We start from the raw sequence: 14552 nt of genomic DNA on the forward strand, positions 1-14552 counted from the left end.
GGATTTGCCAGCAGCCAAGACCAAGCCCCGCACCAAACCGGCGGAAATCCGCCGCAGCGAGCTTATGTCGGCTGCTGAAACGATCTTTCTTGAAAAAGGTTTCGCGGCTACCAGCGTCGATGAGATTGTACGCAAGGCTGATGTCGCCAAGGGCACATTCTACCTGCATTTTCGCAGCAAGGACGATATCCTTGTGGCATTACGCGAGCGCTTCATTGCCTTCTATTGCGAGCGGCTTGATAACGCAATGAATAGTGTTCCAGCCAATGACTGGAACACTCGTCTCACAGTCTGGGCCAGCACAGGCATTGCGAGCTATCTCGATAATTATCGACTGCATGATCTGGTTTTTCATGACTTTCACCCGCCTATGCGCCATGTGATGCAGGAAAACCCAGCAATCATACGGCTTGATCAGCTGCTGAGCGAAGGTATGACAGCGGGTGCTTGGTCAATTGAAAACACACGCTTGCTGGCAACGCTGCTGTTTCATGCGCTGCATGGCGCTGTTGATGATTTTATCATCCGCTCAAACATCACAGAGCGCGATGAAATGGTTCGCGGCGTTCAGGATCTATTTTTGAAAGCAGTCAGACCGTAAGCTTAGTTACTTCTTTACGCCAAAAACATGCTCCGCCCCAGGAAATGATCGGGCACGCACTTCGTCCGCATAGGCTTTGGCAGCATCCGACACTTGCGGTGCAAGCTCCGTGAAGCGTTTGACGAAACGCGGCGTAAAGTCCTGAAACAGCCCGAGCATGTCATCTGAAACAAGAATCTGACCGTCACAGGCAGGCGATGCACCGATGCCAATCGTCGGAATTGACAGGGTCTGCGTGATTTCGCGCGCCAATGGCTCAACCGTGCCTTCAATGACCAGCGCGAACGCACCAGCTTCTGCAATGGCCCGCGCATCACGGCGGATGCGGTTGGCCTCTTCATCATCACGACCAAGTGAGCGGAAACCGCCAACCGTATTCACCTGCTGCGGCATCAGCCCGACATGACCGAAGACCGGAATGCCACGCTTGACGAGGAATTCAACCGTCTCAGCCATTTCCTCGCTGCCTTCAAGCTTCACACCGTCACAGCCGGTTTCCTGCATGATGCGGGCCGCGTTGCGGAAGGCTTGTTCCTTCGATTCCTGATAGGTGCCAAATGGCAGGTCGACCGTTACACAGGCATGTTCAACACCGCGTATCACTGCCTGTCCATGCGCGATCATCATATCGAGCGTAACGGCAAGTGTCGAATCCATGCCGTAAAGCACCATGCCAACGGAATCGCCCACCAGAAGAAGATCGCAATGCGGATCGAGCAGCCGGGCAATTGGCGTCGTATAGGCCGTAAGGCTGACAATCGGGCGCTCACCCTTCATTGCTTGAACTGCCTTCGGTGAAAGGCGCTTCTTTTTAACGGTGACGCTCATATCAGGCTGCCTTTTCCTGTGCGGCAAGTGCAATCACGCGATTATCGAGCAGCTTTGTGTTTCCAAAACGTACAAATAGAGCGACGAGAAGCGGCCTCCCCTGAACAGTCTCAAGGCGCTCTAGCGTCTGCGGATCGCGAAGCGCCAACACTTCCACCGCCGCCAATGGTTCTGACGCAATAAATGCTCGAATAGCTACTTCCAATGCTTCAGGATCATCTACGCCCGAACGGTAAAGTCGCTCGGCTTCATCCAGCGCTTTTGGCACGATGATTGCCGCGGCGCGCTGCTCAGCTGTCAGATAAACATTGCGCGACGAACAGGCGAGCCCATCGTCCTCACGCACCGTCTCAACACCAACGACCCGTACCGGGATAGCCATATCGTCCACCATGCGGCGGATGATAACGAGCTGCTGAAAATCCTTCTCCCCGAAGTAAGCGGCGTCAGACCCAACGATGTTGAAAAGCTTGCTTACAACGGTCGCGACACCCGCAAAATGGCCGGGACGCGCCTCGCCTTCCATCTGGTTACCAAGTGCTGGCACATCAACCAAAGTCTGCATCGGGCGCGGATACATATCCGATACGGCGGGCGCGAAGAGGAAATCGACATCCGCATTGCGGAGTAGATTTGCATCGCGTTCCAGATCACGCGGATATTTGTCGAGGTCTTCATTGGCACCAAATTGCAGCGGATTGACGAAGATCGAAACGACGGTGACGTCATTGTCCTCGCGCGAGCGGCGAACAAGTTCGAGATGCCCTTTGTGCAGATAGCCCATCGTTGGCACGAGGCCGATAGATTTACCGCTCTTGCGGGCTGCGCCAAGCGCAAACCGCAAGTCTTCAATCGTATGGATGATCTGCATGAGGGTCTCCCTGCCAACAACCAGATTTTGTCGCAGTCCTACAGCGCGCCCTCAAATATGACAACAGCGCATTTGCTAGTGAATATATGAAAGAGCCCGCGCTTAGTTACCAACTGCACCGCTGACCGTACCGCCCACTGTTCTGCCAAACCTGTCAATCTGCTCATTATAGGTTCGGCGGGTGTTGGGATCGAAGACGGCAATCGGTGCACTGACAACCAGCGACGCAGCACTGCCTACACCTTGCGCCGTACCAAGGGCCACAGCACCGAGACGCTCACCCAGTCCGATGTCGGAATCGGTGATCGTCTGGCCAGTGACGAGACGCTGGCCTATCAACTGCACGACCTCTGGGCTTGCGGCGAACTTGCCGTGATTGAGACTGTCTCCGGCTTTAAGCTGTGTGAGATCGATGACGGTTATCCCCGCCGTCTCAAGCTGAGACCGATATGGCTCTACCGAAGGGTCGATTTGTCCGAGACGGTCAACATTACCCGAGATGAAGCGGGAAGCGCGCAGGGCTCGATCGTCGCGCGACGTGAAAAGCGTGAAGCGCGGATGGTCCTTGCCCATCGCGCGGTACTGTTTGCTGAACACATCCACGTCGAGATCAGGGGACGCGAGAATGACATCGCTAATCTTCGGATTAACACGCTTGTCGCGGATCGCCATCTGGCGCAGAGCTTCAACCGTCAACCAACTGCCCATGGAATGAGCCATGACGGTGATATCTTTTACACGCGGATCTTCGGCGATTTTACGCAAAGTCGTTTCAAGTGCATCGCGCGAATAATTCGTGCTTTCCTTATCGTAATTATAGTCAAACACGCTACCGCGCGATGGCCATGTGAAGATGACCGGCGCAACCTCGGCGCCTGAATCATGAACGATCTGCGCGAAACGATAGACCGAATCCTCATAGGTGTTGTTGAACCCATGGACAAACACCATCACACGTCGAGATTTCGGCAGGCTGTGCTGAAGCCACTGACGCGCACCAGTTTCGGTATTGATCGCTTTGACCTCAACTGTGGCAAAATCCTTGAGCGGATTGGCGGGCAGCTTCTTTGGCCATTGAACTTCGCCGACCTTGCGGTTCTTTTCAGGCGGGATGGAGACCATGATCTCCGTCAGGCTGATATCCTGATCGCGTTCGCCGGAAAATAGCGTTCCTGGATTGCCGGAAGGCGCGCGCGTAGTTGCCACCAGAAGATCGACCTTTGATGCGCCGGGAACACTTGCAGCAATAGGAACGAGAACACCATCCGGACGGCTTGCACAGCCGGTGATCAGCGTCAGGCAGACAAGCAATGCCGGGGCAGTACGACGAATGATGCTCCGCAAAACCCAACTCTCCTGACAAGATACAAACCGAAGAGCGCTCTCACCATCACGGAGCGCGCGGTTAATATATTCTTTACCTGAGAGGATATGCCAAGCCCTAAATGTGGGGGCTGTGGAAAGATCGTCTCGATGCGGCATCTTGGTTACACACTGTTTCCGCAACAGCCACTTTTCTGCAGATCCCAAGCGCCCGATATTTAAGCCAACAGCGCGGGCAAGTTCGCCTTTGCGCAGGAGGACATACAATGACTTCAGAACTTAAGCCGCAACTCACAGGGTTGCATCATCTGACAGCCATTACCGCTGATGCACCGGGCAATCGTCGCTTCTATACCGACACACTCGGGCTTCGGCTTGTCAAGAAAACCGTCAATCAGGATGACACCAGCGCATATCATTTGTTCTATGCCGATGGGCTGGCATCTCCGGGGACTGACATTACCTTTTTCGATTGGCCCGTCCATCGTGAACGGCGCGGCACACACAGTGTTTCGCGGACAGGATTGCGCGTGAATGGGGTTGCAAGCCTCGATTGGTGGCGCAATCACCTCAAAGGAAAGGGTATCGAAACTGGCGACATATTCGAGATTGCCGGTCGCGCAGTTCTCGATTTTGAGGACCCGGAAGGCCAGCGGCTGCGCTTGACCGATGATGGCGGCATAGGCGCATCGCATAGCTGGGAGAAAAGCCCGGTTCCTGCTGAGCGGCAGATACGTGGCCTTGGCCCGATCACGCTAAGCGTTCCGGATCTGGCACCGACAAAAATCGTGCTGGAAAAGGTGATGAACATGCGTGAAGCCGGCGACTATGCATCGCCTGATGGCGAAGGCCATGTCCATGTCTTTGAAATGGGTAACGGTGGTGCGGGTGCTGAGTTGCACATCGCTGTGCAGCCTAATCTGGAACCTGCTGCCCAGGGAGCAGGTGCAGTGCATCATGTTGCTTTCCGTACTCCGGATCAGGAAACCATGCAGGAATGGGTGGATCGTCTGAGAACGTTTCGTATTCCATCAAGCGGTGAGGTCGAGCGCTATTATTTCCGCTCGCTCTACTTCCGCGAACCCAATGGCGTTCTGTTTGAAATCGCAACCGATGGTCCTGGCTTCGCAGTTGACGAACCACTTGAAACCCTCGGCGACAGCTTATCACTGCCGCCATTCCTTGAAGGAAAACGACAGGCGATTGAAAAGGGCTTGAAGCCTCTTGATTAAACAACAAAAGGGCCGCCGGAGATCTTCGGCGGCCCTTTTTCTTATCTCTTACAAACGGTCAGAGCTTTTGCTGCAGCCATTCACCGGTCAGCCGGACATCTTCATCCGACAGCCCGTGACCACCTTCTGCGGAAAGAACGTCTACTGCAGCCTCATCCGCCCGCAAGGCCGCTTCCAGTTTGCCGGATGCATCTCCAAATGGATCACCTATCCCGTTGAGTAACAGGACAGAAGCGTCCGAAAGGTCCGCAATTGGCTGCTCTTCCAAAACATCCGTTGCGCGCAGCAATACAGCCTTACGCACGACATGCGGATGCAGCCGCATGAAAGCCGCAAGTAAATTCGCCCCGTTGGAATTGCCTATGAAGGCAGTTCGTTCAGGGTCGATGCCGTAAGCAGCAACCGCCCCCTCGACAAAAGCTTCAAAAGCCTCCGCCTCAAACCGGATGTCGTTCTGGTCGAACCGTTTCAGGTCGAACCGGCGAAACCAGCGCTGAATGCCCTCTTCCGTGCTGCGTCCGCGAACACCAAGTAGCGTTGCACGAGGCGCGGCAAGACGAGCAAGCGGCATGAGATCGTTTTCATTGCCACCCGTCCCATGCAAAAGAATGAGCGTCGTGCCATCCGGGTTTTCCGGCTGATGAATACGATGCACAAACGGCAATTCGCGATAGATCACCCGCTCCTCGCCCGGCAGACCAAATTGAGGCATACGAGCACGGATCGCGTCAGCCTGCTGCTCGTTGCCCGGCGGCACAAAAAGAGCTTGGCCGAGTGTCTCCACCGTTTCGTCAACAGTGAACCCGGGCGCGTCTGTGGCAAACTCAAACAGAGTTCCGCCCGGCTCGCGGACATAGAGAGATGTGAAGTATTTGCGATCATGCACATTCACTTCGCTGGAGTTAAGCTTTGAAAGCTCCTTCTCCAGTGTCGTCACATCGTCAGTTGTTGCGGCACGGAAAGCCACATGATCGGCAATACCCGTTCCCGGAATACCCGGCCAAAAACCACTTGCGTCGCGGACGTCAATTGCATCACCTGAATCGGAAACGAGACGATCAATCGTGCCTTCTTTCGTCTGAGAATGAAAACCGAAGTAACGCTCGATGAAGCTGACAGTTTGCTCAGGCTGCTCGGACAAGATCGTGGCCGAACGGATGCGGCGCACGGCATGTTCTGCCGGAACGTCACCAGACACCCATGCGTCATTGGCTGCAAGATCGCTACCGACCAGCTTGACGATCACGCCATCTGGGTCGCGCAGGCGCAGCACTGGCTCGCCAAACTCTTGCACCGGACCTTCGGACTGCACATGATAGCGCAATGCCCGCTCCAGCCAGAAGCCGACGGAAGCGCGATCAATGGCGAGTGCAATTTCGCTAACCTGACCATGACCGACACGGCCTTTCGCACCATCTTCCCAGACGAGGAAAGTGATCAGCGAGCCGGGCGTGCCCGAGCGATCACCATAGAAGAGGTGCAACTGCTCGGCATCTTCAAAGCCGCCAGTCTGCTTGACGATACGCAGGCCCAAAAAGCCTGCATAGAAATCGACATTGGCCTGAACCTTGCGCGTAATGAGCGTGAGGTGATGGATGCCGCTGGTCATGATTGCGATCTCCCGCTTTTGTGGCGGCAAGTCTCTCAGACAGAGGCACTCACCGCAAATGTGAACTTGCCCGAGAGATAGTTTACATCGGCTCAAATGCCCATGGGGCTATGCGGCGACGCACTGTTAACAGATCAGAATGTGTTTTTGGGAGATTAGAAAAAGAAAAAGGCCGCGCGGGAGGAGGATGCGCGGCCTGATCTTGAATACGGCTGGGAGGAGGAGTGCCGTATTCGTCATCGGGTTCTGGGAGGAGGAGTGAACCCGATGAGCAATGTTTACCTTGAGCCTCTTTATTCAACAACGACCAATAACGCATAACAGTTATGCAAATACGCCGATGCTTAAGTTTGTTGCAGAAATGTGAATATAAGAGTTCTGCTCATTAAATAAGCATTTGTAGAAAAATATGCTGCTAAAACAATGATTCAAAGAAGATGGGCAATGAAAGGCGCAGCCAGAACATTGACCAGTCCGACAAGCACCATCACGAGGCCAGCGATCGAACCTTCTTCTCTGCCAATCTGGTGCGCCTTGGCGACGCCTGCACCATGCGCGCCCATGCCGAACAGCGCGCCGCGTGCGAGCGTCGAGCGCAATGGCAGCCAGTTGAGCATGAGTTCGCCCAGAGCTGCACCAAAAACGCCGGTGATGACCACAAAGATTGCCGTCAGGTCAGGCGTGCCGCCAATATCGCCGGACACCGTCATGGCAAAAGGCGTACTCATCGAGCGCGGCATCAGACTGAGGCTGATCGCATCATTGAGGCCAAGAAGGTGCGCCAGCCCCCATGCGGAGAGCATCGCCGACGAACTGCCCATCACCACACCGACCAGCAAAACAGGCCAGTACCGACGAATGGTTGCGCGTTGCTGATAGATCGGAATGGCAAAGGCTACGGTCGCAGGGCCAAGCAAAGCCACAAGCCAATGTGTTGCGCCAAAGTAGCTGCGATAATTTTCATTCATGCCAATGAGAAGCGCCATCAGCAGCAATGGTGTAACGGCAAGCGGTGTCAGCCACCACATTGGAAAGCGGCGGTAGACGCGCTTTGCTGCCAGGTAAAGGAGGATTGTGGCCGCTGACCAAAACAGCATCGCCACATAGGGATTACTTAGCGGCATAGCGCACACTCAGGCGATAGCACATATCAACAGTAAGTGCTGTCACTGTCATCACAGTCAGCGTGCCAACCAAAATAACAGCCATGATCTTCACCCCGAGCATTCCGAGCAGCTCCTGATGCTCAAGAACGGCGAGAACCGCAGGAACGAAGAACAAAAGCATTTCTGCCAGAAACCATTCCGCGCCACGCTTCATGCTGAACAGGCTGATGCGGCCGCTTAAGAGCAGCGCCAGAACCAGCGCCATGCCGACAATACCACCGGGTAGCGGCAGACCAACCAGACGGACAAAACCCTCACCCGCCAGCCAGAAGCCGAACAGGGTCGCAATCTGCATCAGACGGCTGTTGTGCAGCGTATAGCGAAAGCGGATCATCAGGTTATGGGCGGTCATGGTCATGTTCCAATGCGGGTGTTTGTGAATTCAATATAGGGGCTGCGTCGTCATTCCAGAAATGAATTGATTTCATTGCAGCTATTCCATAATAGAATAGCTTATGAACTTACGTGGCTTTCAGGCTTTCGTGGAAGTGGTGCGACAGGGCGGCTTTTCGGCCGCGGCCCGCACCATCAATGCCACCCAATCCACCGTCAGCAAGACGGTGCGGCAGCTCGAAGAAGAACTCGGGCTCATCTTGCTTGACAGGGAAGCCACCCCGCCCCGCCTGACAAGTGCAGGCGAAATCGTCTACCGCCGCGCATTGGCGATGCTGACCGAAAAAGATGATATGCTGACCGAGCTCGGCGAGTTGCGCGGACTTAAGCGCGGGCTCTTGCGACTTGGCTTGCCACCCATCGGCTCCAGCGTTTTGTTTGCTCCGGTCTTTGCAGCCTTTACCAAGCTCTACCCCGATATCGACATTCAGCTTGTCGAACACGGCAGCAAGCGGCTGGAAGAGCTTTTGCTGGCTGGCGATGTGGAACTTGCCGCCTCGCTTCTGCCCGTCGAAGAGAGCTTCGAATGGCAGGAGGTCCGCTGCGAACCGGTCGTAGCCCTGCTTCCCGTCAATCACAGCTTCATCGACGATGGCGGCATTCCCTTGTCGGACATTGCGAGCCTGCCCTTCATTCTTTTCGAAAGCGGCTTCGCGCTCAATCATATCATTCTGGATGCGTGCCATCAGCGTGGGTTGTTTCCGCATGTCGCCGTGCGCTCCAGCCAGATCGACTTTATTGTCGAGTTGGTGGCCGCGGGCATGGGTATTGGATTTCTGCCGCAAATGATCGCCGAACAGCGCAAGAATCCCGGCGTTCGCATCCATCGGATCAGAGACGCGGAAGTGAATTGGGACTTGGCTTTGATCTGGCGCAAAGGCGCGTTTCTTTCCCATGCCGCAAGAGCATGGCTTGCGCTTTGCAAAGGCGAAAACAACAGCGGCAAAGCTTGAAAGCAACAAGCCAACGCCTATCTCGATAGAAGACACCGACGTTCAGGACGCGTTCGCGCGCCCATCACCCATAGGGTTGCACGCCTATTTCTTACGCGCATCTTGTCCGAATACAGCTTCGCACTTTTCGGGATGCGCTAAACAGGAGGCCATCATGGAAGGTCAGGTTATATTCTACAAAGACGATCGCATCATTTACCGGCATCACGTCGAAGTGCATGACGACGATTATTCAAAGGGCGTAAATGATGCCCTTATCGCCTTTCAGCGCAACTATGCCGGTTTTGATCTCGCAGGCGATGACATTCACATCCGCTTTAAAAAGCCGGGTGAAGTTTGAAGATGCCTGATAGACGCTTCGCCTGAGTAATCAGGCGAAAGCTGCTTCACGGGCTACGCGATGGATGTCATCACGCGTCAGACCGAGATCATAAAGCTCGCGGTCAGTGCAACCGCTCAACTCGCGCAGATTTTCGCGATACTGCATCCAACGGGAAAACTGGGTACGGAGGTGGTTCATTGTGGTATCCCCTTATATTCAGCACCCTCTAAGTACTGAGCTTTTTACCTTCCTCCCAATATGAAGCTTCCGTCTTTTTAATCGTTTTGAGAAGTGCATAAACTGCATGGCTGCAATGACGTCAGCGCTGACACAATGAGCGACCCGCAGTAACGCAGTTCGTTACTGCCCGCGATAAAAGTGATCGGCAAAACACCTCTCCATAGAGTTAGGAGGGCGTTCGAAACTTGTAATCTTCAGATTTTAACTAAATCTGTTTATCTGGCTTAACAGAATAAGATTCCCCAACGTATGAACAAAACGATATTTATTGTCGGGAACGGTCCTCTCGACCGTGATCTGTCTTCTGAAATTGACGCAGCCGATCTTGTCCTTCGTTTCAATGAACCGCGCGTCTCTCTCGGAATGAGCGGCACAAAAACCGACATGTTGATGCTTGCAACATCGAGCAAGCAGATGGAACAATGGATCAAAGATCCGACTTTCATAAATTCTGAGATTGTTCGAAATACCCCAGAAGTTCTGTTTGCATTTCATCCGAGCATCATCAAGCGGTTCCACCACCACCCCAATTTTCTCTCACGCCTAAAAGGCCGCCGCGCTGACTGGACCAATCAGGCAATTGACTATTTCGGTCGTGCTGGAAAGAAGATCCGCATTATGCCTTCGCAGGATTATTTCGCTGTTTGTGAAGAGCTTGGCATTGGCGCTGACCGCATGAAGACAGTCTTTCCCAGCACTGGCTTCTTCGGTATCTGGCTTGTTCTGCGTAAATACTCTTTACCCGATTGGGACGTCAAAATCTGTGGCTTCAGCTGGGAAGGCTGGAAGCGGCACGACTGGGCAGCCGAGCGCAAGTGGATCGAAGAAAAGATCGCTGCGGGAGATCTTCATAAAGTAGGCTAGTAAGTGTGACTTGCGAAAATTAAGCGCATAGCAGATATAGAACGCCGCTTCGGCTGAATTTACTTTTTGCGCGCTCAGGTTTTACATGAACATCAAGGCCTTTATCATCCACTTGGCGCGCGCGACCGATCGCGGACCGCAAGTCGACAAACTCATTCGTGAACTGCCTGTCAAAACGGAAGTCATTGACGCTGTTGACAGCCGCGCGCTCGCAGACACGGAAATCAAACGCGTTTACCGCCGCAAACTTCATGCGCCGCGTTATCCCTTTGAATTGAGCAAGAATGAAATCGCGTGCTTTCTGTCGCATCGCAAAGCTTGGCAGGCCATTGTTGATCAGAAACTCGATGCCGGTTTTATCATCGAAGACGACATCGAACTGACAGACGTTTTTAACGCCGCCTTCCATGCCGTCACCAATCATTTTGAGCCAGGTAGCTTCGTACGCTTCACTTTCCGCGATGATCGCGAACATGGTCGCGAAGTGTTTCGCAACGACCAGATACGCATCATTATTCCCAATCCAATCGGGCTTGGTATGGTGGCGCAGCTTGTGAGTTTCGACACGGCTCAGAAATTACTTGCAGCGACAGAACAGTTCGACCGACCTGTCGACACCACCGTACAAATGCGCTGGGTGACGGGCCTGCAGCCGCTTGCAGTTATTCCAGGCGGGGTCAAGGAAATCTCCGCACAGCTTGGCGGGACGACCATCCAGCACAAGAAGTCCTTCTCAGATAAGCTTGCGCGTGAGATCCTGCGCCCAATCTACCGGATGCGTGTGCGTCGCTTTTCTGCAAGAACGAAGTGAAACAAATGGCTGTTCCGATTCTTCTCTATCATCAGATCGCCCCTCTTCCGCATAAGAAGATCCCTTTTCGCGGGCTTTGGGTGCATCCGGACAAGTTTCGAAACCAGATGGCCTGGCTGAAGAGGCTCGGCTATCAAGGCCTCTCACTGCGCGATGCCATGCCTTATATTAAAGGCGAGAAGACCGGCAAAGTCGCAGTCATCACCTTCGATGACGGGTTTCTCAATAATTATGAGAATGCGCTGCCGGTTCTTGCCGATTTTGGCTTCACGGCAACCAATTACTTTGTCGCCAATCAGGTTGGTGGCAGTAATGTCTGGGATCAGGCCATGGGTGTGCCTTTGACGCCCTGCATGTCGGTCGCGCAGATGCGTGAATGGGCAGCACTCGGCCACGAAGTCGGCGCGCATACAATCGATCACGTCAATCTTGAACAGATACCGGAAGACGAAGCCCGCCAGCAGATCGCCCTATCTAAGACCATGCTCGAGGACATGCTTGGATCAGAAGTGACTAACTTCGCTTATCCCTATGGCGGGAATCATGCCGTGCATCGCGAGATGTGCCGCGAAGCCGGATATGAAACTGCAACAACGACTGTCCGTGCCCGCGCACGAGCATCCGACGATCCATTCGGTATGCCGCGGGTCTATGTACGCCGCCGAGATTTGGCACCAAAATTCATCTACCGCCTGATGACCAGATAGTTCGCCTTTTTTGTTCAGATACTGAAAACCGGCTATTTGTTTGATTTTGATCAATGCAGCTTCACGAAAGCGTGGCAAATTGCCCGTCATTGCGGCATGGACGCAATCGAGCAAAAGCGGTACTAGAGCAGTAACAAGGAGCGTATAATGGACTATCGCCGGTTTTTTGAAGAAGCGATCGACCAGTTGCACGCCGAGAAGCGTTACCGCGTGTTTGCTGATCTTGAACGCATTGTGGGCCGCTTCCCCCGAGCTACCTGGCGTAACAATGGCACCGCCCGTGAGATCACCGTTTGGTGCTCGAACGACTATCTTGGCATGGGGCACCATCCTGATGTCATTAAGGCAATGTGCGATACAGCCAACAATACAGGCTCCGGCGCAGGTGGAACCCGCAATATTTCGGGTAACAACCATCCGCTCGTAGAGCTGGAAGCAGAACTTGCCGATCTGCATGGCAAGGAAGCCGGTCTCGTCTTCACATCAGGTTTCGTTTCCAACGAAGCATCGATCTCGACAATTGCACGGCTGCTTCCAAATTGCCTGATCCTTTCTGACGAATTGAACCACGCTTCAATGATCGAAGGCGTGCGTCGCTCCGGTGCAGAAAAGAAGATTTTCCGCCATAACGACGTCGAGCACCTCGAACAGCTTCTGAAAGCTGCGGACCATTCCCACGCCAAGCTGATCGTGTTTGAATCCGTTTATTCGATGGATGGCGACATTGCGCCTATCGAAAAGATTGCAGACCTCGCCGACAAATATAACGCCATGACCTATATCGATGAGGTCCATGCAGTTGGCATGTATGGCTCCCGTGGTGGTGGAATCACCGAACGTGACGGCCTTGCCGATCGCATCGACATTATCGAAGGCACGCTTGCCAAGGCATTTGGTGCGCTGGGTGGCTATATCACCGGTTCTCGCGCAATCATCGATGCCGTGCGCTCTTATGCGCCGGGCTTCATCTTCACAACGTCGCTTCCGCCAGCGGTTGCTGCTTCCGCGACCGCTGCGATCCGTCACTTGAAGGTTTCGCAGGTCGAACGCGATGGCCAGCAGCGTCAGGCGCAGCGCGCCAAGGACGTTCTGTCGGCCGCCGGGTTCCCCGTCATGTCTTCGGAAACACACATCGTACCAATTCTGGTTGGCGATCCGGAACTTTGCAAGAAAGCCAGCGACCGTCTTCTCGACGTGCATGGCATCTATATTCAGCCAATCAACTATCCGACTGTGCCACGCGGCACCGAACGCCTGCGCATCACTCCGTCACCATTGCATGACGACCTGCTGATTGATGGTCTCAAGGATGCATTGTTGGAAGTCTGGAACACGCTCGGCATTCCATTTGCGGAACCGGACGCACCGAAAGCTGCGAATTCAGACCGCATCATTCCGCTGATGGTTTCCAAAGCGGGCGGCTGATAAGTTCAGCAATAAAGCATCAAAAAAGGCCGGTTTTCACCGGCCTTTTTGCTATTCATCATCGACTGTGTAGACCCGAAGGCGATGCCCATCCGGATCGGCAGCAACGAAACTGCGTCCAAAATCAAGGTCGGTCGGCAGCATGAGGATGAAAGCCCCCTTCGCCTTCCAATCAACATACATTGAATCGACCATTCCCGGTTCATTCACGCGGAAGCCAAGATCCACCGCCCCGCCTGCGGCGGTTGGTGCCGGTTCAACGCCAGTTTTTTTCCAGAGGCCCAGGCCAAGACCAGAAGGCAAAATGAACATACCAAATGTCGGGCTGGCTGCTACCGGCTCCTGCCCGAGCAGCTTTGTATAAAAGCGAATGCTTGCGTCTGTGTCGGTGACGAAAAGCAGGATACTGTTCTTGTCGATCATCAAAATGTCCTCTGTAAAATTGTGACATCCTCGATCTACAGCAACACACTGCCAGTTTTTGGCAGCATCATAATTCGCGTGGTTTAATTCCTTGTGTCTCACGCCACTCACGCAACAGAATCTGACGGCGTTTCGGATAACGCTGTTCCACAACGTCAACCGCAGCAATTCTGTCCGTGCGAAAGTGCCGGAAGCCTTCACGCAATTCGCACCACGCAACGAGCACGCGCGCATCATCAAAAAATGAAAGTGCAAACGGCCAGATTACGCGCTTTGTCACTTGGCCATTGCCGTCCTGATAATCGAGCAGTACTTTGCGTTCAGCCCTGATCGCTTCGCGAAGAATTGCAGTATCGATGCCATCGGTCGGCAGCTTTGCACTCGGACCGACAAGGAGCGTTGAGGTATCAAGCGTTGCCCGCAATTCATCGGGCAAGACAGCGCTTATGCGTGCAAGTGCGCCTTTTGCAGCACCCTGAAGCTTGTGGTCGGTTCGCTCCGCCACCCACCGCGCACCCAGTACCAGCGCATCGATCTCTTCGGGACGAAACATCAATGGAGGCAACAGAAAGCCGGGTTTGAGTACATAACCAATACCCGGTTCGCCCTCAATCACTGCCCCTTGTGCCTGCAAACTTGCAATATCGCGATACAGCGTGCGGATACTGACACCGGTTTCCGCGGCAAGCGTTTTGCCACTAACCGGCCGACGGTGACGGCGCAATGCCTGCAAGAGTTCAAAAAGACGTTCTGATCGGGACATAATCTGAGATGTATCGCATTA

General features: G+C 54.0%; 17 protein-coding genes. 8 read left to right on the top strand and 9 right to left on the bottom strand.

The window, feature by feature from the left end; translation table 11 throughout:
- The first annotated feature begins 4 nt into the window (after window positions 1-4).
- Complete coding sequence (locus ABWV94_RS04285; protein ID WP_113495982.1) at window positions 5-601, top strand: TetR/AcrR family transcriptional regulator; 597 nt, start codon at window positions 5-7, stop codon at window positions 599-601.
- 6 nt (window positions 602-607) lie between these two features.
- Here the strand turns inward: ABWV94_RS04285 and panB are convergent, their stop codons facing one another.
- The 3 genes from panB to ABWV94_RS04300 form a co-directional block, all read right to left on the bottom strand.
- A complete protein-coding gene (panB, locus tag ABWV94_RS04290; RefSeq protein WP_353412697.1) occupies window positions 608-1429 on the bottom strand; it encodes a 3-methyl-2-oxobutanoate hydroxymethyltransferase in 822 nt (273 codons plus the stop codon).
- Between the two features lies 1 nt (window position 1430).
- Window positions 1431-2300, bottom strand: coding sequence for a pantoate--beta-alanine ligase (gene panC, locus ABWV94_RS04295; RefSeq protein ID WP_113495984.1), 870 nt, complete (start codon window positions 2298-2300; stop codon window positions 1431-1433).
- Between the two features lie 102 nt (window positions 2301-2402).
- Complete coding sequence (locus ABWV94_RS04300) at window positions 2403-3644, bottom strand: alpha/beta hydrolase (protein WP_007873537.1); 1242 nt, start codon at window positions 3642-3644, stop codon at window positions 2403-2405.
- 245 nt (window positions 3645-3889) lie between these two features.
- Here ABWV94_RS04300 and ABWV94_RS04305 point away from each other — a divergent pair, with 245 nt between their 5' ends.
- Entirely contained in the window at window positions 3890-4855 is a 966-nt protein-coding gene (locus ABWV94_RS04305) for a ring-cleaving dioxygenase (RefSeq protein ID WP_112808121.1), read from the top strand.
- Window positions 4856-4913: 58 nt separating this feature from the next.
- On the opposite strand, the gene ABWV94_RS04310 is transcribed toward ABWV94_RS04305, so the two are convergent.
- The 3 genes from ABWV94_RS04310 to ABWV94_RS04320 form a co-directional block, all read right to left on the bottom strand.
- Window positions 4914-6464: a VOC family protein gene (locus tag ABWV94_RS04310; protein ID WP_113495985.1), complete on the bottom strand. Its 1551-nt coding sequence runs from the start codon at window positions 6462-6464 to the stop codon at window positions 4914-4916.
- A gap of 428 nt (window positions 6465-6892) precedes the next feature.
- A complete protein-coding gene (locus ABWV94_RS04315; RefSeq protein WP_007873533.1) occupies window positions 6893-7588 on the bottom strand; it encodes an LrgB family protein in 696 nt (231 codons plus the stop codon).
- Window positions 7575-7982, bottom strand: a complete 408-nt coding sequence (locus tag ABWV94_RS04320; protein WP_113495986.1) for a CidA/LrgA family protein — start codon at window positions 7980-7982, stop codon at window positions 7575-7577. The genes ABWV94_RS04315 and ABWV94_RS04320 overlap by 14 nt, the downstream gene beginning before the upstream one ends.
- 103 nt (window positions 7983-8085) lie before the next feature.
- Here ABWV94_RS04320 and ABWV94_RS04325 point away from each other — a divergent pair, with 103 nt between their 5' ends.
- Both ABWV94_RS04325 and ABWV94_RS04330 read left to right on the top strand, forming a co-directional pair.
- Window positions 8086-8976 carry a LysR substrate-binding domain-containing protein gene (locus ABWV94_RS04325; protein ID WP_113495987.1) on the top strand — a complete coding sequence of 297 codons (891 nt, stop codon included), beginning with the start codon at window positions 8086-8088 and terminating at the stop codon, window positions 8974-8976.
- A 154-nt stretch (window positions 8977-9130) separates the two neighbouring features.
- Window positions 9131-9316 (top strand): hypothetical protein, encoded by a 186-nt coding sequence (locus ABWV94_RS04330; protein ID WP_007873529.1) that lies wholly within the window; start codon window positions 9131-9133, stop codon window positions 9314-9316.
- A gap of 30 nt (window positions 9317-9346) precedes the next feature.
- On the opposite strand, the gene ABWV94_RS04335 is transcribed toward ABWV94_RS04330, so the two are convergent.
- The gene (locus ABWV94_RS04335; protein ID WP_007873528.1) at window positions 9347-9496 is read right to left on the bottom strand and encodes a DUF1127 domain-containing protein; all 150 of its coding nucleotides are present in this window, start codon (window positions 9494-9496) and stop codon (window positions 9347-9349) included.
- 291 nt (window positions 9497-9787) lie between these two features.
- On the opposite strand from ABWV94_RS04335, the gene ABWV94_RS04340 reads away from it, so the two are divergent.
- The 4 genes from ABWV94_RS04340 (at window position 9788) to hemA (ending at window position 13345) form a co-directional block, all read left to right on the top strand.
- On the top strand, window positions 9788-10402 hold the full coding sequence (locus ABWV94_RS04340) for a glycosyltransferase family 29 protein (RefSeq protein ID WP_079211497.1): 615 nt from the start codon (window positions 9788-9790) through the stop codon (window positions 10400-10402).
- Window positions 10403-10487: 85 nt separating this feature from the next.
- Window positions 10488-11213, top strand: coding sequence for a glycosyltransferase family 25 protein (locus ABWV94_RS04345; protein ID WP_113495988.1), 726 nt, complete (start codon window positions 10488-10490; stop codon window positions 11211-11213).
- A gap of 5 nt (window positions 11214-11218) precedes the next feature.
- A complete protein-coding gene (locus ABWV94_RS04350; RefSeq protein WP_007873525.1) occupies window positions 11219-11920 on the top strand; it encodes a polysaccharide deacetylase family protein in 702 nt (233 codons plus the stop codon).
- Between the two features lie 147 nt (window positions 11921-12067).
- The gene (gene hemA, locus ABWV94_RS04355; RefSeq protein WP_353412702.1) at window positions 12068-13345 is read left to right on the top strand and encodes a 5-aminolevulinate synthase; all 1278 of its coding nucleotides are present in this window, start codon (window positions 12068-12070) and stop codon (window positions 13343-13345) included.
- Between the two features lie 51 nt (window positions 13346-13396).
- On the opposite strand, the gene ABWV94_RS04360 is transcribed toward hemA, so the two are convergent.
- Both ABWV94_RS04360 and ABWV94_RS04365 read right to left on the bottom strand, forming a co-directional pair.
- On the bottom strand, window positions 13397-13768 hold the full coding sequence (locus tag ABWV94_RS04360; RefSeq protein WP_113158901.1) for a VOC family protein: 372 nt from the start codon (window positions 13766-13768) through the stop codon (window positions 13397-13399).
- A 67-nt stretch (window positions 13769-13835) separates the two neighbouring features.
- Window positions 13836-14531: a helix-turn-helix transcriptional regulator gene (locus ABWV94_RS04365; RefSeq protein ID WP_113158900.1), complete on the bottom strand. Its 696-nt coding sequence runs from the start codon at window positions 14529-14531 to the stop codon at window positions 13836-13838.
- Window positions 14532-14552 lie beyond the last annotated feature (21 nt).

This window comes from Brucella sp. NBRC 12953 (assembly GCF_040369775.1).
GTDB lineage: Bacteria > Pseudomonadota > Alphaproteobacteria > Rhizobiales > Rhizobiaceae > Brucella > Brucella pseudogrignonensis.

Excerpts from the sequence above, each read along its gene's own strand:
- ABWV94_RS04325 (WP_113495987.1), top strand. The coding sequence starts at position 8,086 with ATGAACTTACGTGGCTTTCAGGCTTTCGTGGAAGTGGTGCGACAGGGC.
- ABWV94_RS04350 (WP_007873525.1), top strand. The coding sequence starts at position 11,219 with ATGGCTGTTCCGATTCTTCTCTATCATCAGATCGCCCCTCTTCCGCAT.
- hemA (WP_353412702.1), top strand. The coding sequence starts at position 12,068 with ATGGACTATCGCCGGTTTTTTGAAGAAGCGATCGACCAGTTGCACGCC.
- ABWV94_RS04320 (WP_113495986.1), bottom strand. The coding sequence starts at position 7,982 with ATGACCGCCCATAACCTGATGATCCGCTTTCGCTATACGCTGCACAAC.
- ABWV94_RS04305 (WP_112808121.1), top strand. The coding sequence starts at position 3,890 with ATGACTTCAGAACTTAAGCCGCAACTCACAGGGTTGCATCATCTGACA.
- ABWV94_RS04345 (WP_113495988.1), top strand. The coding sequence starts at position 10,488 with ATGAACATCAAGGCCTTTATCATCCACTTGGCGCGCGCGACCGATCGC.
- ABWV94_RS04310 (WP_113495985.1), bottom strand. The coding sequence starts at position 6,464 with ATGACCAGCGGCATCCATCACCTCACGCTCATTACGCGCAAGGTTCAG.
- panB (WP_353412697.1), bottom strand. The coding sequence starts at position 1,429 with ATGAGCGTCACCGTTAAAAAGAAGCGCCTTTCACCGAAGGCAGTTCAA.
- ABWV94_RS04365 (WP_113158900.1), bottom strand. The coding sequence starts at position 14,531 with ATGTCCCGATCAGAACGTCTTTTTGAACTCTTGCAGGCATTGCGCCGT.
- ABWV94_RS04360 (WP_113158901.1), bottom strand. The coding sequence starts at position 13,768 with ATGATCGACAAGAACAGTATCCTGCTTTTCGTCACCGACACAGACGCA.
- ABWV94_RS04315 (WP_007873533.1), bottom strand. The coding sequence starts at position 7,588 with ATGCCGCTAAGTAATCCCTATGTGGCGATGCTGTTTTGGTCAGCGGCC.
- ABWV94_RS04330 (WP_007873529.1), top strand. The coding sequence starts at position 9,131 with ATGGAAGGTCAGGTTATATTCTACAAAGACGATCGCATCATTTACCGG.
- ABWV94_RS04340 (WP_079211497.1), top strand. The coding sequence starts at position 9,788 with ATGAACAAAACGATATTTATTGTCGGGAACGGTCCTCTCGACCGTGAT.
- ABWV94_RS04335 (WP_007873528.1), bottom strand. The coding sequence starts at position 9,496 with ATGAACCACCTCCGTACCCAGTTTTCCCGTTGGATGCAGTATCGCGAA.
- panC (WP_113495984.1), bottom strand. The coding sequence starts at position 2,300 with ATGCAGATCATCCATACGATTGAAGACTTGCGGTTTGCGCTTGGCGCA.